The organism is Enterococcus sp. AAFC-DPL-6103 (assembly GCF_058216595.1).
In genome coordinates, this window is sequence record NZ_CM177102.1 from 904542 (window position 1) to 926297 (window position 21756).

At 36.7% G+C, this 21756-nt stretch carries 14 protein-coding genes and 2 pseudogenes; 9 read left to right on the top strand and 7 right to left on the bottom strand.

The genetic code is table 11. The features are described 5' to 3' along the window. Window positions 1-146 precede the first annotated feature (146 nt). A complete protein-coding gene (locus AC4BC3_RS04505; protein ID WP_490467083.1) occupies window positions 147-2597 on the top strand; it encodes a hydroxymethylglutaryl-CoA reductase, degradative in 2451 nt (816 codons plus the stop codon). Between the two features lie 152 nt (window positions 2598-2749). Next, on the top strand, window positions 2750-4129 hold the full coding sequence (locus AC4BC3_RS04510) for a phosphatidylinositol-specific phospholipase C domain-containing protein (protein ID WP_490467084.1): 1380 nt from the start codon (window positions 2750-2752) through the stop codon (window positions 4127-4129). An 85-nt stretch (window positions 4130-4214) separates the two neighbouring features. Here the strand turns inward: AC4BC3_RS04510 and AC4BC3_RS04515 are convergent. From AC4BC3_RS04515 to AC4BC3_RS04530, 4 genes and pseudogenes are all read right to left on the bottom strand, one after another. Further along, window positions 4215-4442 (bottom strand): annotated as a pseudogene (locus AC4BC3_RS04515) (hypothetical protein); the annotation flags it as partial. Between the two features lie 110 nt (window positions 4443-4552). Next, window positions 4553-4928: pseudogene (locus tag AC4BC3_RS04520) on the bottom strand (hypothetical protein); the annotation flags it as partial. Window positions 4929-5175: 247 nt separating this feature from the next. Beyond that, entirely contained in the window at window positions 5176-5421 is a 246-nt protein-coding gene (locus AC4BC3_RS04525) for a hypothetical protein (protein ID WP_206909976.1), read from the bottom strand. A gap of 16 nt (window positions 5422-5437) precedes the next feature. Next, on the bottom strand, window positions 5438-6289 hold the full coding sequence (locus tag AC4BC3_RS04530; RefSeq protein WP_206909978.1) for an aldo/keto reductase: 852 nt from the start codon (window positions 6287-6289) through the stop codon (window positions 5438-5440). Window positions 6290-6466: 177 nt separating this feature from the next. Between AC4BC3_RS04530 and AC4BC3_RS04535 the strand changes: the two genes are divergently transcribed. After that, window positions 6467-7471, top strand: coding sequence for a nucleoid-associated protein (locus AC4BC3_RS04535; protein WP_490467085.1), 1005 nt, complete (start codon window positions 6467-6469; stop codon window positions 7469-7471). Window positions 7472-7568: 97 nt separating this feature from the next. Here the strand turns inward: AC4BC3_RS04535 and AC4BC3_RS04540 are convergent, their stop codons facing one another. Next, on the bottom strand, window positions 7569-7922 hold the full coding sequence (locus AC4BC3_RS04540) for a YxeA family protein (protein WP_206909982.1): 354 nt from the start codon (window positions 7920-7922) through the stop codon (window positions 7569-7571). Window positions 7923-8213: 291 nt separating this feature from the next. On the opposite strand from AC4BC3_RS04540, the gene tuf reads away from it, so the two are divergent. Beyond that, entirely contained in the window at window positions 8214-9401 is a 1188-nt protein-coding gene (gene tuf, locus AC4BC3_RS04545; protein ID WP_010719593.1) for an elongation factor Tu, read from the top strand. Between the two features lie 68 nt (window positions 9402-9469). Here the strand turns inward: tuf and mprF are convergent, their stop codons facing one another. Both mprF and AC4BC3_RS04555 read right to left on the bottom strand, forming a co-directional pair. Further along, window positions 9470-12064, bottom strand: coding sequence for a bifunctional lysylphosphatidylglycerol flippase/synthetase MprF (gene mprF, locus AC4BC3_RS04550; protein ID WP_490467288.1), 2595 nt, complete (start codon window positions 12062-12064; stop codon window positions 9470-9472). A gap of 12 nt (window positions 12065-12076) precedes the next feature. After that, complete coding sequence (locus AC4BC3_RS04555) at window positions 12077-12793, bottom strand: alpha/beta fold hydrolase (protein WP_490467086.1); 717 nt, start codon at window positions 12791-12793, stop codon at window positions 12077-12079. A 211-nt stretch (window positions 12794-13004) separates the two neighbouring features. Between AC4BC3_RS04555 and AC4BC3_RS04560 the strand changes: the two genes are divergently transcribed. The 5 genes from AC4BC3_RS04560 to AC4BC3_RS04580 all read left to right on the top strand — a co-directional run bounded on the left by AC4BC3_RS04560 (window position 13005) and on the right by AC4BC3_RS04580 (window position 21715). Further along, window positions 13005-13637 (top strand): lysozyme family protein, encoded by a 633-nt coding sequence (locus tag AC4BC3_RS04560; RefSeq protein WP_206909988.1) that lies wholly within the window; start codon window positions 13005-13007, stop codon window positions 13635-13637. A gap of 182 nt (window positions 13638-13819) precedes the next feature. Next, window positions 13820-16132 (top strand): cation-translocating P-type ATPase, encoded by a 2313-nt coding sequence (locus AC4BC3_RS04565; RefSeq protein ID WP_206910111.1) that lies wholly within the window; start codon window positions 13820-13822, stop codon window positions 16130-16132. A gap of 181 nt (window positions 16133-16313) precedes the next feature. Then, window positions 16314-18152: a DNA primase gene (gene dnaG / locus AC4BC3_RS04570; protein WP_490467087.1), complete on the top strand. Its 1839-nt coding sequence runs from the start codon at window positions 16314-16316 to the stop codon at window positions 18150-18152. 23 nt (window positions 18153-18175) lie between these two features. Then, entirely contained in the window at window positions 18176-19285 is a 1110-nt protein-coding gene (gene rpoD / locus AC4BC3_RS04575; protein ID WP_206909991.1) for an RNA polymerase sigma factor RpoD, read from the top strand. 216 nt (window positions 19286-19501) lie between these two features. Beyond that, window positions 19502-21715, top strand: a complete 2214-nt coding sequence (locus AC4BC3_RS04580; RefSeq protein WP_490467088.1) for a cell division site-positioning protein MapZ family protein — start codon at window positions 19502-19504, stop codon at window positions 21713-21715. The last annotated feature ends 41 nt before the right edge of the window (window positions 21716-21756 follow it).

The window sequence follows — 21756 nt, forward strand, 5'->3', positions numbered from 1 at the left end:
TAAAGTATCATAAAATCTTTAAAAGAAATATAAAAAAGACAATATTTAAGGATTGTTAAAATTTTCAAGTGGAAAAAATGATCGAGAGTGGTGAGCTATTTGTTTTTACTTGAAAGAATGTTATATTTTTGTAGGAGGTGGCTTACTTGAAAGAAGTCGTAATTATAGATGCTGCAAGAACCCCCATAGGTAAATACCGTGGGAGCTTGAGCCGTTATTCTGCTGTCGAATTAGGAACATTGACTACGAAAAAATTATTGAAAAAAGCTGGTATCAACAAAGAGCAAATTGATCAAGTCATTTTTGGAAATGTTTTGCAAGCCGGTAATGGCCAAAATGTTGCTAGACAAATTTCAATCAACAGTGGGATTCCCACAAGTGTACCCGCGATGACTGTCAATGAAGTATGTGGTTCAGGAATGAAAGCAGTTATTTTGGCACGTCAATTGATCCAATTAGGTGAGGCACAAGTCGTTATCGCTGGTGGGACGGAAAGTATGTCCAGAGCACCTTTGCTTCAATCTTATGAATCTGAAACAAATAGTTATGGTGAACCAATTTCAAGCATGGTCAACGATGGATTAACCGATGCTTTTTCAAATACTCATATGGGATTAACAGCTGAAAATGTTGCCCAACACTATCACGTGACTAGAAAAGAACAAGATGAATATGCACTTGCTTCTCAACTTAAAGCAGCTAAAGCAACCGAAGCCGGAATTTTTACGGAGGAAATCATCCCTATTGAAATTACGGAATCGCAATGGCTAGCAACAGATGAATCTGTTCGTGGGAACAGCACGATAGAAAAATTAGAAACACTGCGTACCGTATTTGCTGAAGATGGGACAGTGACAGCAGGAAATGCCTCACCATTAAATGATGGAGCCTCTGTATTGATCTTAGCTTCAAAAGAATACGCTATCGCAAATGATCTTCCTTATTTAGCAACAATCAAAGCAGTAGCAGAAGTTGGCATCGATCCATCAATGATGGGGATTGCGCCAATTACTGCTATCAATCATTTGATGGCTAAAACGGATGTTTCTTTAGCAGAGATTGGTTTATTTGAAATCAACGAGGCTTTCGCAGCTTCTTCATTTGTTGTGAATCAGGAACTCCAGTTGGAAAGTGACAAAGTAAATATTTATGGTGGTAGTATTGCTTTAGGTCATCCAATTGGTGCAAGTGGTGCTCGAATTTTGACAACTTTAGGCTACGGGTTACTAAGAGAAAAAGAGCGTTACGGAATTGCTTCATTATGTATCGGTGGTGGGCTAGGATTAGCGATGCTGCTGGAAGCAAATTTAGAACTGAATGAGGAGCAGTCTTTGCAAAAAAAAAAGTTCTATCAGCTGACGCCAATGCAACGTCGGGAGCAGTTAGTTGAAGAAGGAGCGTTAACGGAGAATACTGCCGACCTATTTGCGCAACAAACTTTACCTGAGGAAATAGCGAATCATCTGATTGAAAATCAAATCAGTGAAGTTGAAATTCCATTAGGAGTCGCTCAACATTTTCAAATTAATGGAGTTAAAAAATGGATTCCAATGGCTACAGAAGAACCTTCAGTGATTGCAGCAGCCAGTAATGGTGCGAAACTATGCGGAAATATCAAAGCAGAAACACCACAGCGATTGATGCGTGGACAAATTGTTCTAGCCGGTCAATCGGAGTATCAAGCAATCATTCAAGCACTTGAAGAACGTAAAGAAGAATTGATTTTGTGTGCAAATGAGAGCTATCCTTCAATTGTGAAACGTGGTGGTGGTGTAAGGGAAATTACAAGTCGTGAGTTTCAAGGAGAAGAACTAGCTTACTTGTCAATTGATTTCTTAATTGATGTAAAAGATGCCATGGGAGCCAATATTGTCAATGCCATTTTAGAGGGCGTAGCAACAAAAATTCGTGGATGGTTTCCAGAAAGAGAAATTTTATTCAGTATATTAAGTAATCTAGCTACTGAATCTTTGGCGACAGCTCGTTGCACGATTCCATTTGAGCGTTTCTCTTCTGATCGTCAAATGGGCGAGCAAATTGCAAAAAAAATCCAACAAGCGGCAGAATACGCGAAATTAGATCCTTATCGTGCAGCAACGCATAACAAAGGAATCATGAATGGAATCGACGCAGTTATTTTAGCAACAGGTAACGATACTCGGGCAACTGGTGCAGCTATCCATGCTTATGCTGCTAAAACTGGCCGCTACGAAGGTTTAACACAATGGCGTGTAACTGAGAGTGGCTTGAATGGAAAAATCACGTTACCGTTAGCAGTTGCAAGTGTTGGTGGCGCATCAAAGGTGTTGCCAAAAGCTGCAGCTTCTTTTGAACTACTAAAAGTCGATTCTGCAAAAGAACTTGCACAACTAATTGCAGCCGTTGGTCTAGCTCAAAATTTGGCAGCATTGCGTGCTTTAGTAACGGATGGTATCCAAAAAGGACATATGTCACTTCAAGCAAGAGCATTAGCGATGACAGTGGGTGCTAAGGGCAGTGAAATCGAGCAAGTGGCCCAGATACTAAGAAGTATGGAAAAAATGAACCAAGAGATTGCGAAGAAAATATTAGCGGAACTTCGGCAAACAAAAGAATGAAATATTTTTGATCGATAGAAAAAACTGAGGCAAATTTCTTGCCTCAGTTTTTTTAAAGAACACTAACATTACTTAAGTTATTCCTTTTGTTATTGATTTGGTAGGTGATAAAATAAAGAGGAAACAAAAATAAATAACGAAGGAGAGAAGCGATGGAAAAGAAAATATGGGGATGGTTGTTAGTAGGGGTTATATTTTTGGGCTGTGTCTTGCCGGCTGTAAAGGTAGACGCGGATATGTTTGATTATTATTGGGAGGGGCGAGCAAGAAATCAAACTTGGATGAGCGACCTCAAAGATAATACACGTTTATCAGAACTGTCAATCCCAGGAACACATGATTCAGCATCACATGGGATCAAGAACAGTACAGGACTCGGATATGCTAAGACACAAAGTATTGACATCACTCGGCAATTAAATAATGGCATTCGGTTCTTAGACGCACGTGTGTGTGAAACAAATGGTTCGTTTGCAATGCATCATGGTGTGTATTACTTAAATTCAATGTTTGGAGATGTCCTGAATAGCGTCACAAGCTTTCTTAGAAAAAATCCGGGCGAAGTTGTGTATATACGCTTAAAACAAGAGAATAGTTCAGTAAGTGACCAAGTATTCAATCAAGTTTTAAACGAAAAATACCTGAAAAATAGTTGTTGGAAAGACTTCTTTTATTATGGGCGTAGTAATCCAACTTTGGGAGAAACTAGAGGGAAAATTGTTATTTTACGTAATTTTTTAGGAAATAGTGTGGGAATTCCTTACCCAAGTCAATTTGATATCCAAGATTATTGGGATCCCGCAGATCCTGCAGATAAACGCTGGGCGATTGAACAGCAATTGGCAAAAGCCGCAAAGAGTCAAGGAACAGATAATATTAAGTATATTAATTATTTAAGTGCATCAAATTTCTTTTATCAAATTAAAGGTTTTGCAGAAAAAATGAACCCATTCACTGTAAATTATATCCGAAATAATCAAGTGAAACATGTGGGCATCGTAGCGGCTGACTATCCAGGTAGTGAATTAGTGAATACCATTATTGATCTAAATAATCGATTACTAAAAAATCCAGAGAAACATGGCGAATATTCTAGTTCAATTGTGACGATTCAAACACTATTGAACACGAATAAAGTGATTGATTGGTATAAAAGTTTTAATAGTGGAATCATCTACCCTAATAACAATGGTAGTAATCAAAAATGGCAAATGTGGTACGATTCAAACGCAAAAGCCTATCGCATACATACATATGACTATGGCCATCTTGCATTAAGACAAGCGACTACGCCTTATAATACCTCAAGATATAATGTGGTGATTGAAGGTGCGGATGACAGTAACAGGGGGTTGTGGCAACTCATTCCAGCAGGAGAACATGGCAAGAACAAAGTATACTACTTGAAAAATTGTGCAAGTAATCTTTATTTAGATGTAAAAAGCAGTGTGCATGATCCTTCAGGTGAGTTGATTACTTTCCCATATACGGGAGAAACAAATCAAAAATTTGTGATAAATGTAATCAGATAAGAAAAGATGACCGCCATGTCTATCCTTTCATTAGATTTTTTGTCTAACGAAAGAGATAGACGCATGGCGGTCATCTTTTTTCTTATTAGCGATTAGCAATAGGCATTGCTGCAAATTGTTCAATCAATGGTACAAGTGTTAATTTCACTTTGTATTTTCGTTCAAGTGCTTTTTCAATGGTAAATTCGTTGACTGTTGTCATTGAAATTTCAGCGAGTTTACGAGGTTCATCTGTTGTTTTTTCAAAGATGATTGCAGTATCTGCTGTTTTTTCAACATAGAATTTTGGATATTCTGCAACAGCGGCTGCAAACTGATCAAAGTTCAAGTCAGATGTAGCTGCTGGCGCTTTTTCAGTGACAGGTTCTACGTTGACTTCTTCAGTTGCAACTGATTTTTCTTTTGTTTCTTGCGCTTCAGTAGCAGGAGCCACTGGTGTTGAAACAACTTCAGCAGTTGGTTCATTGTTTTTCATTCGTTGGTCGTTCCAGTAAGAAACGATTTCGATCAATAGGTTATCGCGAAAACGTTCAAAGATATCTTTTTCGCCAGAACGAATACGTTTCAACACGCTCGTAAAGTTATCATCAATTGGCACGTTGATGCGAGTGGATTCATTTGAATTTCCAGCCAACCCAATTGTTAAGATCTGACGATTCTTTGGATCAAGCATTACTTGTAAGGGTAAGCCATAACGACGTAAACTTTCTTCTTCTAATGAATTGAATAGTTGACTTCTAATTCCATCTAAAGAGGGACGAAATTGATTTAATAATTTTTGTTTTTGTTTTTTCTTCATATTTTTGATTTCTCTCCTTCACTCATACCTTATCGATTATAAGAAAAATTTTGCCAATTGAAAAGGATTTAAAGGAAAAAACTTATGTAAGTACGCATAATGTTCCAATAATCGTTCTTTTTTGTCGAAAATTTTTGTTTTTTTAGATTAAGGGGGGAAACCAATAAAAAATTTTCCCTCAAAAAATAAGAAAAGAAGAGAAAGGGTCAAAAAAGAAAGCTTGGACAATTTTTTGTCCAAGCTTTCTTTACTCTTTTGGTAGTAACGCAAAAACGTTTAGTTCTGGTGAGTAGATAATTTCATGATCTTTCCAGTGAGTCACCATCAACGAATGATCCAAGCGTTTTTTGATCTCTTGGATTTTTTGATTATGTGACATATTTCTGGCTGGAAAGTGTTGGATTTTATCTGATTCAATCAAAAAGATAAAATCTGGATGAAATGTCTGAAGAATCTCTTCGGGTAATTCTTCTAATCTTTGGATAGGGTTCATACTTTCACCTACTCAATTAAAATTCAGTTGTATCAGGATTTTTAGCTTTACCCACGACGCCATCTAATGAATCGATTTGTGCCATTTCTGTTTCAGTTAATTCAAAGTCAAATAATTCTGTATTTTCTTTGATTCGACTTGGTGTGACCGACTTAGGTAAAGGTAAAAAACCATGTTGTAATGACCAGCGTAAGGAGATTTGTGCGATTGTTTTTCCATGGGCTTCAGCAATTGTTTGCATTTCAGGAACATCAAAAATTTTCCCCGTTCCTAAAGGACTGTAAGCTTCAAGAATCATATCATGTTGTCGGGCATAGTCCACGACTTCCGGTTGTAGTTCACCAGGTGCTAAGAAAATTTGATTCACCATTGGCATGATGCTTGCTGTTTTGGCTAAAGCATCTAAATGATGAGGTAAGAAATTACTTACACCAATTGCTTTGATTTTACCTGCTTCATATAACTCTTCAAAAGCACGCCAAGTTTCAGCATTTGCTTTTTCCCAGTTTTCACGGAAGGTAATTGGATTTGGCCAATGAATAAGAAAAAGATCAAGATAGTCTGTTTGTAGTTTTTCTAAAGACTCTTCAAAGGAAGACATTACTAGATCATAGCTATGATTGGTATTCCATAATTTCGTTGTTAAGAAAATCTCTTCTCTAGGAATACCACTTTCTTTGATTGCTTGACCAACACTTTCTTCATTTTTGTAACCTTGTGCTGTATCAATATGACGATAACCAGCCGCTAATGCTTCTTTCACAGAGGCAACAGCTACATCGCCATCAGGGGTTTGCCAAGTACCAAAACCAACGACTGGGATTTCATAACCATTTGCTAAACGATACGTGCTTGTTAAGTTTTCCATATTCACATCTCCATTTCTCTTTTCTTTCTCTAGTTTAGCGCATTTTTTACAAAAAGTAAGGCCTCGTGCTTTGATTTTTCTAGCGAAAAAGGAAAAGAAATATGGAGAAAAAATCTTTTTGATGATGCTAGCTTTTTTTTATTTTTTCAGTACACTAGAAAAGAAGGGAATGAGCACATGGATATTTATTTAAAGAAGGCAATCTTGCATATTATTGATCGTGAAACAGGTTCACCTGTTTTTTCACAAAAAGAATTGGACTTGACGAAGGACTTCATTCGTGATTTTTTGCAAAAAAAAATTCAAAAAATTTCTTCTGCGCAAACTAAAACGGGGCATTTGGCAGAAGACAGCGATTTTGCTAAAAGTCTCCAACACTTTTCTGACGATTTTATTGTAGCGAGTGAAGAAATCGTAACGCGCTGGTATGAAATCTATCAAGAAAGTGAAGAAGCACCAAGCGCTGATGTATTTATTGTGATGTATGAAATAGATACAGAATTATATGTAGCACTATTAAAAGTAAACTATCGTGAATCATATACTCATTTTGTTGAGGCAGATGAAACGGGAATTGAAAACAAATTGATCTTGAATCGTGCAATTTTAGGCTCTAAATCTCAAAAAGCAGATGAAGCAATTGCAGTCAATCTGCGGGAGTTATCTTATGAACTCTTGGAGAAAAAATATGAATTTTCTGGAAAAAAAGAGTGGTACTTCTCAGAAAAAGTGATCGAAAGTGTACCAGCACCTTCGTTAGAACAAAATGTCAAAGTGATCCAAAAAGTGGCGAAACAAATAGGAAAGAAATTTGAAACGGAAGAGTTTGATATGGTTGCAGATTTGAAAGAAGCTGTTTACGATACCATCGAAGAAAAAGGTCGTCTTGATCACGAAATGATTGCTGAAAAAGTATTCAAAGAAAATATCTCTGCTAAGATGGCTTTTAAAGAAGAAGTACAAGAACATGGTTTTGTTCCAGAAGCAATTCCTGTAAGAGAAGTACAAGAAATCTCAGAGAAAAAATTTGGCAAACAAAAGTTCAAATTATCTAATGGAATTGAATTGATTGTTCCAGTAGATGTTTATCGTAACCCAGATTTGATCGAATTTGTGAACAATCCAGATGGAACAATCTCTGTAATGATCAAGAATGTCGACGAAGTGTTGAATCGACTATAAGAAAAGTCAGATCGTTCCACGATAAGTGAAATAGAAAGCAAGAAAAAAAGCAGCTCAGATATATCTGAGCTGCTTTTTTTTTCAAGATCATGAAACGTTACTCCATTTTTTCTAATGCTTCTTTAGGAACATCAGTTTCTTTGACTTCTTCCCAACTCATGACGCCTTTACGTGGATTGACCTTAAGTTTTAAATAGGCGTTTAGCTTTAAAGGACGTTCTCTCGCTTCATTTAAAGTAACTTGTTTCGCTTCCCCATTTTTATTGTAAGCATTTTGTTTATACGTATATGTGGTATAGGATTCTCCGTTATCAGAGCGTTCAGTATGCTTTTCCCCATTTGTAGTAATTTCAGTATAGTAAGTTTCGCCACCATAAAAATAATTATAAGCGAACATACTTCCACCAATAAAGACGGCTAGTAGGGCAACTAATCCAATTATTTTTTTCATATTTTTCACCTCTGTTCTCTATTATTCCTGAAAAAATGTGATTCGTCTATTGAATCTTCTCAAACTAGTTTTATTTATAAAAAACTATACAAAAAAGGACATTAGAAAAGCGAATGTACACGAAAGTGTTCTTAGTTGACTTTGACCAATTTTGACGTATAATAATCATTGTTCCAGTCTTACAAAAAGTAAGGAGGACATATTCGTTTTTATTTTATAAAAAAAGGACTATAATAAAAACGTGAGAGCTGAAAGTTCAGTGATCTATATTATTTAGGAGGTTTGTAAATTATGGCAAAAGAACATTATGACAGAAGTAAACCACACGTTAACATTGGTACCATTGGACACGTCGATCATGGTAAAACCACTTTAACTGCTGCAATCACAACAGTATTAGGGAAAAAAGGCCTAGCAAATCCTCAAGACTATGCAAGTATTGATGCAGCTCCTGAAGAACGTGAACGTGGAATTACAATTAATACAGCACACGTAGAGTATGAAACAGACAAACGTCACTACGCACATATTGATGCACCAGGACATGCGGATTACGTTAAAAATATGATTACCGGTGCAGCTCAAATGGACGGTGCAATCTTAGTAGTATCTGCTACTGATGGCCCAATGCCTCAAACTCGTGAACACATTTTGTTATCACGTCAAGTTGGTGTTAAATATCTAATCGTTTTCTTAAACAAAACAGATTTAGTTGATGATGAAGAATTAATCGACTTAGTTGAAATGGAAGTTCGCGAACTATTAAGTGAATATGGGTTCCCAGGTGATGATACACCTGTAATCAAAGGTTCAGCTTTGAAAGCTTTACAAGGTGATCCAGATGCTGAAGCCGCAATCATGGAATTGATGGATACAGTTGACGAATATATTCCAACTCCAGAACGTGATACTGACAAACCATTATTATTACCAGTGGAAGATGTTTTCTCTATTACTGGTCGTGGTACGGTTGCATCAGGTCGTATCGATCGCGGTGCTGTTCGTGTTGGTGATGAAATTGAAATCGTTGGTATCAAACCAGAAACTCAAAAAGCAGTTGTTACAGGTGTTGAAATGTTCCGTAAAACACTTGATTATGGTGAAGCAGGAGATAACGTAGGTGTACTACTACGTGGGATCCAACGTGAAGATATCGAACGTGGACAAGTAATTGCTAAACCAGGTTCAATCACACCACATACAAAATTCAAGGCAGAAGTTTATGTATTGACAAAAGAAGAAGGCGGACGTCATACACCATTCTTCAATAACTACCGTCCACAATTCTACTTCCGTACAACGGACGTAACAGGTACAATCGTATTGCCAGAAGGTACAGAAATGGTTATGCCTGGCGATAACGTAACAATCGACGTAGAATTGATTCATCCAGTCGCAATTGAAAATGGTACAACATTCTCAATTCGTGAAGGTGGACGTACTGTTGGTTCAGGTATCGTTACTGAGATCGAAGCATAGACACGTTTAAAAATAATCTGAACACAACTAAAAAGGATTCCAGAAATCATTTCTGAAATCCTTTTTTGCTATTTTTTAAACCATTTTTTCAATCCTTTTTGTAAAGGACTCATTTTTCCACTTTTTTCAACAGGAGCATTGTCGATAATCAGTAACGCAATCATGACATACGCAATCCAACTATCTCGAGAATAAAGGGTATATCGAGGTGTCCAATGTGTTGCATATTTTTCTTTGTATTCACGTAATCCATGGAAAGAATAAAAATGGGAACCAAATTCATAAACCAAGTAAGCAATTCGCTCTTGAAGAAAACTTTTTCTAGATGTTCCCACATTCGAAAGAGGAGCCATTCCTAGGTTGAACCATTGAATCCCTTGCTCTTTCATATGATTGAACAAGTGGATGAATAAGAAATCCATGCTACCAGAAGGCGCCTTTTTTGGATCATAACGCATCAAATCGATTGTTCCAACTTTGTTATCTGTATAAGTTGGCATAATATTTGCGAAGGCAACTATTTCTTTTTCGGAATTTCGGACAACAGCAATAGGTCCACGTTGAAGATAATCTTCAGCAAAAAATCCTAGCGAAAACCCTTTTTCTTTACGACTGCCAAGCCAGTTATCGGAAATTTGTTTAAATGTTTGCATTTGTTCTACAGAAAATGGAGGCGAAAGGACTTCAAAAGTAAATCCATCACGTTCGATTCGATTAATGACTGCCCGAGTACCCTTCATTTTCTTCCCAGAAGTAGTGAATTCAGGTAGTTCAACGTACGCTTCTTCTCCCATTTTGATGAAATCATAGCCTACGTCATGGAGAATCATTACAAGTTCTTCACTTGACTCATAAAAAACAGGTAAGTAGCCAAGACGATCCGTTTCTGTAATAAATGCTTCAATTGCTTTTGGAAAATCTTCCTTTTTCCCAGAAGGATCCCCCATAACAACACATTTATTGTTATAAGAGGCAAACTGTAATAATACAGTTGGTTCACCATTTGATTCGTAAGTGAACATCCGTTTATCTTTCAAGAAAATAAGTTGACTATCGGAATTCCCTCCATAATTAGCCAGCACAGCTGTTGCTTTTTCTTCATCAAAAACTTCACCCACTAATTTCTTTTTCCCCTGTAAGAAATGAACAAAGAGGATCATGATCAAGCTAACCGTAACAATTGCTAAGAAACCAGAGAGCCAGATTTTTTCAGATGGAAATAGAAAGAATGAAATAAAGTGATGCTTCCGATGGGGAAATATCGGCAGATTATAGACGCCAATTACCAGATACAAAATGGTTAATGTGCCAATCAACAAGCCATCGACGGTTAACCATTCCCAAGAATAAACTAGTTGTTCTCGAAAAAGCTCATTTTTTGAAGCAATGATGATCACTAATAATAGGGTCAAGAAAATTGATCCAGTCAAGGTGAAATCACCAAGGATAACATACAGTAACGCAAGACCTACAATGATAATTGTTGGTAAATAGGCACGAGTGACTCGTGCAGCGATTCCGCGTCCCATAATCAATAATAAGAAACCTAAAATAATGCTTGGAAACTGGACGATAAAATGGAATTTTAGTGGGTTCAATGTGTGCAACCAATGAAACTCCGAAAAAGCTTGTGGAATTGTAGCTGATAATACGAGCATGATGCCAGAAAAATAAAGTAAAACAACAACAATTTTGTGCGCAATTTCTGTCGCCAGTTGTCTAGGAATACCAGAATAGCGCTGATTGAAAGAGGCACCGATATTTTTGAAGAAAAAGACGATACCCAATAAAAATGGAATAAAGTAATAAAAAATCCGAAAAAGTAAAATCCAGACCACTACGATTTCACGAGGAATCCCGATTGCTGATAACCCGAGAATCATCATTACATCGAAACTTCCAATCTCACCGGGAATCATCGATACGATTCCAATCACAGAAGCCGCAATAAATAAAGGAATTGTCTGCCATAAATCAATCGGAATCTCCATTAAAAAACCGACCGAAAGAAAACTTAGCAGGACACCTGTCCATTCTAAAAAAGAAACAAGCAGTAATTGTCCGCGTAGCTTCCAAGTCAAACCACCCAAGTATCCTTCTTTCTTTAAGGTAGTGACTAACAAGACAACTGGAAAATATAGCCCACCACCAATTAACCAAATCCAATATTGTTTGATGAAGGGAGTCACAGGAGTAAAAAGCACCAGCAAAAATGACAATAAACTATAGATAGAGAGTCCTGCCATCAAAAATAAGAAAATTTTCGAAAGGGCCTGCATGACTTTCTTTCCATCTTTTTTCTGTCCATAAAGTTCTGAACGAAGACCGATACTTACAAAACCACCAAAACCTGCTACATTGTTAATCGTATTGATCAACCAACTTGTTTCGAGTAAATAACTCCACGACAATTTTTGACCTAATAAACGATTTAAGATTACATCATAACCAATCATTGGTGCGACACAAAGTAATCCAATGATGAACATCAAAAATGTTTTCCAAATCGGGATATTGGAAAAAGTCTGAGCTAGCTGATCGACAGACAACGTCTTACCGATTGATAAGAGTTCTCCAAAAATAATCACAACAACAGAAATTAAAAAAATTGTTTTAAATAGTCCTAAATGATTCTTAAACCATTGAAGGGCTGTTTTTAACACATAAATCACCTACTATTCTTCTAAAAAATTTAGTACTTCTTGATTGAATCTTTTTGGATCCTGACGCGCTAATTGATGGCCACTTCCTTTTACAAGTACAAAGGAAGCGTTAGGCAAAGTTTTTGCTAAGAAAAGCGAGTGCTTGAGCTTGATCACATCTTTTTTCCCAACTAAAATCAGTGTCGGACAAATAATTTTGCTTAATTGTGTTCCAGTCAAACCAACATTATGTAACAGTAAAGAAATCACTGCTAATTTTTTTCGTAATTTTGGCCAAAACAAGGAAGCAATCCAAATCATGCCGTAGTGAAGATAGCTAGCAACCAATGGAAGTAGGCGGACACCCTGAACTAAAGTGTTTCCGGAATTCAAAATCAAACGATGAACATTTTTTGGATACGTACTTGCGAAAACCAAAGCTAAATTAGCACCATCGCTAAATCCTAAAATATCCACTTGTTGGATATTTTCCAAAACTAATATCGTCGCTAAGTCTTCTGCCATTAAATTGAAGCTCAAATTAGCGGATTCGTTAGTTGAATGACCTTGACCGCGACTATCAATTAAATAAACTGTGAAATGTTGTTCAAAAAGTGGAACTTGTTGTGAAAAAAAAGTTCCATTGCCCCCATTACCGTGGAGTAAAAAAAGAGGGAATCCACTACCACTTTTTTCATAATAGATTTGACTGCCGTCTGCCATTTTTGCATATTTCTTTTCTTTTTTCACATAATCACCTACTGTTTAAAGTATAACGATTTTTTCTGTTTTTAGACAATTGTTTTTCTTGAAACTTATCGATCAATTTTGTAAGTTGACAAATTTTATGGGAAAATTTCATTTTTTATTAAGTAATTTACAGAAAACAAGTAAGAAATGGCGAATCTTGAAAAGAAATAGTAAGATAAAAAAAGATGTCTAAATAACTAGGTGATGTATGATGAAGAAAAAAAGATTTTCAATAATGAAAGCTTTCTTTTTTACGATACTACTCGTGCTCGTTGGAGGCGCAATTTTTTTTGCTAATCGAACGTACCAATCTGTAAAAAAGGTAGAAGCTTATCAAACAGAAATAACAGAAGCTACACAAAAATACCAAATGGAAAATGACGAAACTTTAATCAAAGCGATTATTTTAACGGAATCAAAAGGTTCTGGAAAAGATTTGATGCAGAGTTCTGAAAGTGCGCATGGTGAAACGAACGTGATTGATGATCCACAGGAAAGTATCAATCAAGGTGTGAGCTATCTGGCAGAAATGATCGCGGAAGCTAAAAAACAGGGGTGTGATTTAGCAACTGCCATCCAAGCGTATAACTTTGGTAAGGATTATATTGCGTATGTAAAAGAAAACGGTGGTGAAAATACAGTCAAGTTAGCTGAAAAATATTCTAAAACAATTTTGAGTCCATTGTTAGGAAATGAGGAACAGACACAGTACCGCTATTGGCGAGTCCAATCTGTTTTGTACAATGGTGGCTATCTTTACCATAATGGAGGAAACATGTTCTATGCGGATATTGTGATGATGAATGAAAAGATAATCCAAGCATATGAAAAAATATTTAATTAAGTAAAGGTGAAAGTATCATCTGTCTAAATTTTTATTTAGACAAATTTGAGAAACAGAATTTATTTTTTTGAGTGGAGAATCTGTTTGAACCCTAAAAAAACAAGTTGTTTTTAAGTCAGGAAAACGCTAGACTTAAAGACGTGATTATTTTTGAAAGTTGGCGAAAAATGGAAAATAAAAAAATGATGGGTCTAACACAGGAAGAAGTTAGACAAAAGCTGGCTTTAGGTCAGCAAAATGACTATCAAGAAGATGCTTCAAAAACAACTAGACAAATTTTCAGCGATAACATTCTGACATTATTCAATTTTCTGAACTTTGGGATTGGTGTCTGCTTACTTTTAGTTGGTGCTTACTCCAATATGGCTTATATCGCCATCATTGTCATGAATATCGTTATCGGAATCTATCAAGAGATTCATGCACGAAATCTTGTTAGAAAATTGTCGATCGTTTCTCAATCTGAAGTAACGGTTGTGCGTGAGGGAAAAGAGCAAGCAATTTCAACAAAAGAGCTTGTGCTGGATGATTTAGTAAAAATTGGTGCGGGAGAACAGATTCCTGCAGATCTGCAAGTGCTGAGTGGTCGAGCAGAAGCAAATGAGGCTTTATTGACGGGCGAATCGGATCTTATCGTTAAGGAAGCTGGAGCAGAATTACTCTCTGGGAGTTTCTTAACAAGTGGTTCAGTTTTTGCGAAAGTGATTCGGGTTGGAGCAGACAACTATGCTGTTCGTTTAACGAGCGAAGCTAAAAAACATAAAAAAATTCAATCTGAATTAGTTGACTCAATCAGAAAAGTATCGAAATTTACCAGTTTTGTCATTATTCCATTAGGGATTATTTTATTCTTGCAAGCATTATTTATTAGAGATGCGTCAATCAAACTATCAGTTGTTGCTTCAGCTGCTGCGTTACTAGGAATGTTGCCAAAAGGATTGGTATTATTAATCAGTATTGCTTTGACAACTGGAGTTACAAAGTTAGCAAAAAAACGGATACTTGTTCAAGACATGTATGCAATTGAAACCTTGGCTCATGTCGACACACTTTGTTTGGATAAAACAGGAACAATCACGGAAGGGAAAATGAGTATCCAGCATGTAGAAGCATTAGATAAACGTTACGAAAAAGCAATTCCAGAAATTATTGGGACTTATTTAGCAGAAAGTAATGACAATAATGTGACGATGCAAGCTTTACGTAATTATTTTGCGGTTTCCAATCGCTATCAAGTAGAAGAGGTCTTAGCATTTTCTTCTGATCGAAAATGGGGAGCAATGGAATTCCCTGAATTAGGTGTGGTGTATGTTGGGGCACCAGAACGATTAGTTCCACAAAGTCAGTTACCAGAACGATTGATGTCTGCACAGGCAAATGGTTATCGTGTCTTGATGTTAGGCGTTGCGCCTCATCAAAAATTATCTGAGGATAAACCAACCGGTGTTGAACCCATTGCTTTATTTGAAATTGACGACCCTATTCGGAAAAATGCACCAGAAACATTAGCTTATTTACATGAAGAAGGTGTGGATCTAAAAGTTATTTCTGGTGATAATCCTTTTACTGTTTCTAATATTGCGAGACGTGCAGGCTTGCCTAATTATGATGCATATATTGATCTTTCAGATTTAATGAACGAGGAAGATGTTCGAAAAGCTGCGCATGACTATACAGTTTTTGGTCGGGTAAGTCCTCAGCAAAAGAAAACTCTTGTCAATGAGTTAAAAGAGAGTGGTCGGACAGTTGCGATGACAGGGGATGGCGTAAATGATGTATTAGCACTTCGTGAAGCTGATTGTAGTATTGCCATGGCGGAAGGCGATGGGGCAACTCGCCAGATTGCTAATTTAGTTTTACTTGATTCAGATTTCACGACATTGCCAGAAGTTTTGTTTGAAGGCCGCCGAGTGGTTAACAATGTGACTAAAGTTTCGGGAATTTTCTTTATCAAAACAATTTACTCCTTCATTTTGTCTATCATATGTGCGATTACAGCAGTTGGGTTCCCGTTTATTCCAATTCAAATCACATTAATTGATCTAGCTATTGAAGGGTATCCGTCATTCTTCTTGTCTTTTGAGCAAGATAAACGAAAAATAAATTATCGCTACTTGCCGACAGCGCTGATCAATGCTTTACCAAATGCAATTTTGGTTGTCTTAAACGTTGTGACGGTTTATCTGTTGGGACAACGATTGGACTGGTCAAATGGTGAAACGACAACATTGATGTATTATTTATTGATTGGCATTAGTTGTTTAGCTGTAATCAAAGCATGTTATCCTTTCAATCCACTACGAATTTTCTTAGCTGTAACGACAATTGTTGGGATCTATGTAGCAGCGATGCTTTTCCATGGCATTTTAGAAGTAAACTTAGGCGTGGGAAATCAACTTGGTTTATTCGTTGGGTTCATGGCAATAAATATTGTTCTTCGTCTAGCGTATTGGCGTGCGAATATTCAAGAAAAGCTATTGAATAAGTTTGCTTAAATGATTCATTAATTTGTTAGAACGTTATACTTGAAAAAGAACAGGAATATGATACAATCAAACATGTATAATTGTGTCCTTTAAAATCGCGCTGATTTCGGTTGGTGCGATTTTTTACCGGTTATTCTCCTGATAGATTTACTCGATTTTTATGGAGTATACAAATGAGGGGGTGGAAACAATGGTTCAGCGAATTCCTCAGGAAGTGATTGAAAATATTCGAAGTCAAACGAATATTGTTGAGGTGATTGGACAATATGTTCAATTAAAGAAATCTGGGAAAAATTATTTAGGACTTTGTCCCTTTCACGAAGAAAAAACACCTTCGTTTTCCGTAGCTGAAGATAAACAGATCTTTCATTGCTTTGGCTGTGGAAAGGGTGGAAACGTCTTTACTTTTCTTCAGGAACTTGAAGGATTGACTTTTCCAGAATCAGTTGTAAAGGTCGCAGAATTTGAACAAATTCCCTTAGCAGATCAATGGAAACAACAAACATATGTTGTTAATGAAACAGATTCAGCTACTGGCAAACTACTCGTGGCACATGAAAAAGCTGTAGAAGTTTATCACCATATGTTGTTACACACGAAAGCCGGACAGCCTGCACTTGATTATTTACTGAAGCGTGGTTTGACAATGGAACTGATTGAAACGTTTAAGATTGGTTTCGCACCAAACGAACGTTCCTTTTTAGTTCAAGTGTTCAATAATGAGTCATTATCGAGTGATGTCTTTGAACGTTCAGGATTGTTTATCAAGCATGATGATGGTAATTTCTCTGATCGATTTTATCAGCGTATTATGTTTCCAATCAATAATTCACAAGGACGAACGATTGGTTTTTCTGGTCGATGGTTAGCACCAGAGAAAGGGCAAGAAAAAGATCAACCTAAGTATTTAAATAGTCCAGAAACAGAACTATTTAATAAGCGCCAAGTTTTATTTAACTTGGATAAAGCAAGAAGTGAAATCCGAAAAAGTAATGAAATACTACTGTTTGAAGGATTCATGGATGTGATTGCAGCCTGGCAAGCTGGAATCAAGAATGGCTTAGCTTCAATGGGAACCAGTTTGACTGCTCAACAAATCCAGCAAATGGAGCGCTTAACAAAAGAGCTTGTATTTTGTTATGACGGTGATCAAGCAGGGTTTGAGGCTACCAATCGTGGAATCGAACTTCTACGTGAAAATAGTCGATTGCAGTTATCTATCGTGGTTGTGCCAGAAAAACTGGATCCCGATGAATATTTGCGAAAATATGGTGAAGCATCCTTTCAGGAATTGATTCAACATGGTCGTGAAACAGTCTTTACATTTAAAACACGTTATCTGAAACAAAATAAGAATTTAGATAACGAAAAAGATAAGTTAGATTATCTCCAAGAAGTGTTGATTGAATTAAGTAAAGTAGTCTCACCAATTGAGCAAGATATGTATCTATCACAGCTAACAAGTGAATTTCAAGTTAGTCGTGAAACGATTCAAAAACAATTGCGTGAGTTGAAACGAACAAACCGACAAGAACGGCAACGAGCTGCCGAACCGAACATGCCAGTGGTAAAGCAGGAGTTACCGCAACAAAAACAACCGCTGACACAAGTTGAAAAAGCGGAGCAAATGCTGTTGTATCGTGCGTTCAAAGAAATCTCAGTTCGGAATCTTCTAAAAGAACAAGAGTTTCAATTTATCCATGATGAATATGCAGAAATCTATTTTTTATTTGATGCTTATTTATCACAATATGAAGAGTTTAACCTTGCAGACTTTTTAAACTTTTTGCAAGATGAAAAAATTAGGCGTTTAGTGGTTGAGATTGCTTATTTGCGAGTGGCCGAAGAAAGCTCTACGCGCGAGATTCAAGATTTACTGGCTGTTATCAGTAAATCTGGCTTAGCTGATAAAATAATCGAAAAAAAACAATTGCAGCAAGAAGCCAGGCGTACAGGTAACAAACAGTTAGAATTAGAATTGACAATTGAGATCATTAATTTAACGAGACAGTTAAAACAAGCCAAATAGCTACTTGAAGGGGGCCTTCTTTTATGGCAAATGTAACGGATAAGAAAAAATATGAAGCAGCAGTAACAGCTTTCATCAAAGAACACAAACCTAAAAGACAAGTTGTTTATGACGATTTATCAAACCAACTTGCTACACCATTCACATTGAATGCTGAGGAAATGGACAAATTGATCCAAAAAGTTGAAGATGCTGGAATCAGTGTTGTTGACGAAAATGGTGAACCATCAATCCACAGTTTAAAAAGTGGTGAGAAAAAAGCTGAAAAAGCAAAAACAGAGGATCTATCTGCACCAACTGGTGTAAAAATCAATGATCCAGTTCGTATGTATTTAAAAGAAATCGGCCGAGTTTCCCTTTTAACAGCTGAAGAAGAAGTAGCACTTGCCTTAAAAATCGAAGAAGGCGACCAAGAAGCTAAACAACGTTTAGCTGAAGCAAACTTACGTCTAGTTGTAAGTATTGCGAAACGCTATGTGGGTCGTGGGATGCAGTTCTTAGATTTGATCCAAGAAGGAAATATGGGTTTAATGAAAGCCGTTGAAAAGTTTGATTACCGTAAAGGATTCAAATTCTCAACTTATGCAACTTGGTGGATTCGTCAAGCAATCACACGCGCGATTGCTGACCAAGCACGTACGATCCGTATTCCAGTTCATATGGTCGAAACAATTAATAAATTGATTCGTATCCAACGTCAACTACTCCAAGATTTAGGTAGAGAACCAACACCTGAAGAAATTGGAGCAGAAATGGACCTACCTACAGAAAAGGTACGCGAAATCTTAAAAATTGCTCAAGAACCTGTCTCATTGGAAACACCAATTGGTGAAGAAGATGATTCACATCTTGGAGACTTCATTGAAGACCAAGAAGCTACAAGTCCTGCTGAACATGCAGCTTACGAATTGTTAAAAGAACAATTAGAAGATGTGTTGGATACACTGACTGACCGGGAAGAAAACGTGTTGCGTTTACGTTTCGGTTTAGATGATGGTCGAACAAGAACCTTAGAAGAAGTAGGGAAAGTTTTCGGCGTAACACGTGAGCGTATTCGTCAGATTGAAGCAAAAGCCCTAAGAAAATTACGCCATCCTTCACGTTCAAAACAATTAAAAGATTTCTTAGAATAAAAAACAAAAAGCTGACACAAAACAAATCAACGTTTTGTGTCAGCTTTTTAGTTGATCAAATAAAAAAATTACGTAATATCTATTTTCTAATCCTTATTTTTAACGTTCGATTTACTTATTTGTTAGAAAATCGTAAAGATAAACTATTGGCTGATAGGTCAGAATGTGATAGATTAAATGTTAGCGTTAAACTTAGTTAAAGGAGCCGATCACTAAGTGAAAAAAAAATGTCCAAAATGTGGATCGAAAAAGATTAAGGGTCAAAAAGTTTGCCCAGATTGTGGCTTTAGCCTTGAAGAAAAAGATCAGCACATTCAAAATAAACGAGATGTTATCGAATCGAAAGACCAATCTCTTGAACAATTTCCTGAAGAGAATAACCAACCAGATTTTCCAGATACAGAGCTAAATGACCCAATTGAATGGTCAGAACTAAAAGATTTACCACTTGAATCAGTTATGGAATTGTTTGATGCCTCGGAAAAGTCAGAAGCAGTAGCGGAAAAAGAAACTGCGGGTGAACGATTGGAAGAAAAGAAAGAGAAAGCTGTCAAGCCTATGAAAAAAAATCGAGATAAGCAACCAAAGGATCAAAATGAAATCAACACTGAAAAAGGACTTTCAGTTGATGAAGTAGTTGAAAAAGAAAAACAAGAACGTATTACACAACTAAAAGAAAATGTAAAAAAAGAAGATGATCAATCAATTCTTGCAGCCTATATCCAAGCACATCGTGAAGACGTGGATGAAGAACAATCAAAAGAATTGATGCAAATGATCCATGAAAAGATTGCTGCTAATCAGACATCTGAGATTGCAGAAGGTGCAGCAGATAACAAAGAAGAAAACAGTGCTGACACGGAAGCTGTCGTGTCTACTTCTGCTAAAAGCGACGACGAAAAAGGAGAAAAAATAGAACGTTCAGAAGAGTTGGTCACGAAAGAAAAATCTGCTGTGCCAGCTGTTGAAGGGCGGGAATCTAAAGTTGACGAAGCGGAAGAAACAGCAGAAGAACCAATAGCTGTTTCTCAGAAACAATCAGCAAAGGATGAATCTTTAAAGCTTGCTAAAGTAGGTTCAAATGAGCATTTAAAAAAAGCTTCAAAAAAAGAAGAAGTGAATTCTCCCGAATATGATGCTACTGTGAATCAACCAGTAGAAGCGGACGAACCAACTGAACAAATGACTAAAAAGCCTGCTGTAGCGTCTGTTAAAGCAAATCAAGAAGCTGGAAAAGAACCAGCAATGATAACTCCAAACCCAGAACAACCAACTGGAAAATCCAAAAAAGTTAAAAAAGGTCCTTACCTACTGTTAGCTGCAGTTATTTTACTAGGTGTTGGTGGTTGGGCATACTATGACAATCAACAAAAAGTCGAAGCTGAACGAATTGCTGAGGTAGCCAGACAAGAAAAAAAAGTCTCTGAAATCAAAAAGGAACTAGCTAGTTTTTACTTTGGTGATAAAAATGAATTCATTCGTACAGACCACTTGAATCAAGATTTGTCGAAAATCAAACAAGAGTTAAACGAAGTTGATTCTACAAAAGATTATCAAGAATTGAATGAGACGTATGATGATATTCAAGCAAAGATAATCAATATCAAAAAAGTAAATGATTTGTTTATTAACCCAGTAATTGAAGATGATCATTTAGCCGAAAAACCAGTGCTAAGAAATACTGATAAAATCGAAGCAATTGAAACCGATGATTCAGATTTTGGTGAACTTATTCAAAAGGCCCAGCAAGAAGCGCAGAAACAACTCGAACAAATTGAAACAGCTGAAGAAAAGACAAAAGTTGTTTACCAAGATGAAAAAGTTGTTGAATCAGCTACGCGGGATCAATACAAAACAGCGAAAGAAGCTGTTGATAAAATTGTAAACAAGGAACTTGCCGATTCTTTCAAGCAACAATTAACAAAAGTAGATCATCAATTATCGGAGAAAGAAAAACAAGCAGCTGAGAAAAAAGCTGCAGAAGAAAAAGAAAAACAAGAAGCAGAGCAAAAAGCAAAAGCAGAACAAGTTGCTGCGGCTCAAGCAGCTCAAGCAGAAAAAGCAGCTCAGGAAGCTGCAAAAGCAAACACAGCTTCTAGTAACACAACTGTTGGCTCAGGCTCAACAGCGAATCAACCGATCATGGGAACAAATGCAAGTGATGTTGCAGATAGTTCCAACGCAGCGTGGAACTGGGCATCTGGAGTAAGAGAAAGTGTCATCGCTACTTGTATTCAACGAGGCTATATTGTTGACGGCGGCTATAAGTTAGAAAAGGCACAAATCAGAAATGGTGAAGGCTACTACAATCTTTACGCAACTTCAACTAAATCTTCGCTAATGAACGGTATCGGTGAAAGTGCTTTGCCATTTTATATCGTAACAATCAACTGTAAAACAGGTTGGTTTGGTGGAAATGGAAGTAACTAAAAAATTACTAATTAAACAAGCGAATGGCTTAGGCGAATCAT

Coding starts and splice junctions, on each gene's coding strand:
- AC4BC3_RS04510 (WP_490467084.1), top strand. CDS start 2,750: ATGGAAAAGAAAATATGGGGATGGTTGTTAGTAGGGGTTATATTTTTG.
- AC4BC3_RS04525 (WP_206909976.1), bottom strand. CDS start 5,421: ATGAACCCTATCCAAAGATTAGAAGAATTACCCGAAGAGATTCTTCAG.
- AC4BC3_RS04530 (WP_206909978.1), bottom strand. CDS start 6,289: ATGGAAAACTTAACAAGCACGTATCGTTTAGCAAATGGTTATGAAATC.
- AC4BC3_RS04535 (WP_490467085.1), top strand. CDS start 6,467: ATGGATATTTATTTAAAGAAGGCAATCTTGCATATTATTGATCGTGAA.
- AC4BC3_RS04540 (WP_206909982.1), bottom strand. CDS start 7,922: ATGAAAAAAATAATTGGATTAGTTGCCCTACTAGCCGTCTTTATTGGT.
- tuf (WP_010719593.1), top strand. CDS start 8,214: ATGGCAAAAGAACATTATGACAGAAGTAAACCACACGTTAACATTGGT.
- AC4BC3_RS04560 (WP_206909988.1), top strand. CDS start 13,005: ATGAAGAAAAAAAGATTTTCAATAATGAAAGCTTTCTTTTTTACGATA.
- AC4BC3_RS04565 (WP_206910111.1), top strand. CDS start 13,820: ATGATGGGTCTAACACAGGAAGAAGTTAGACAAAAGCTGGCTTTAGGT.
- dnaG (WP_490467087.1), top strand. CDS start 16,314: ATGGTTCAGCGAATTCCTCAGGAAGTGATTGAAAATATTCGAAGTCAA.
- rpoD (WP_206909991.1), top strand. CDS start 18,176: ATGGCAAATGTAACGGATAAGAAAAAATATGAAGCAGCAGTAACAGCT.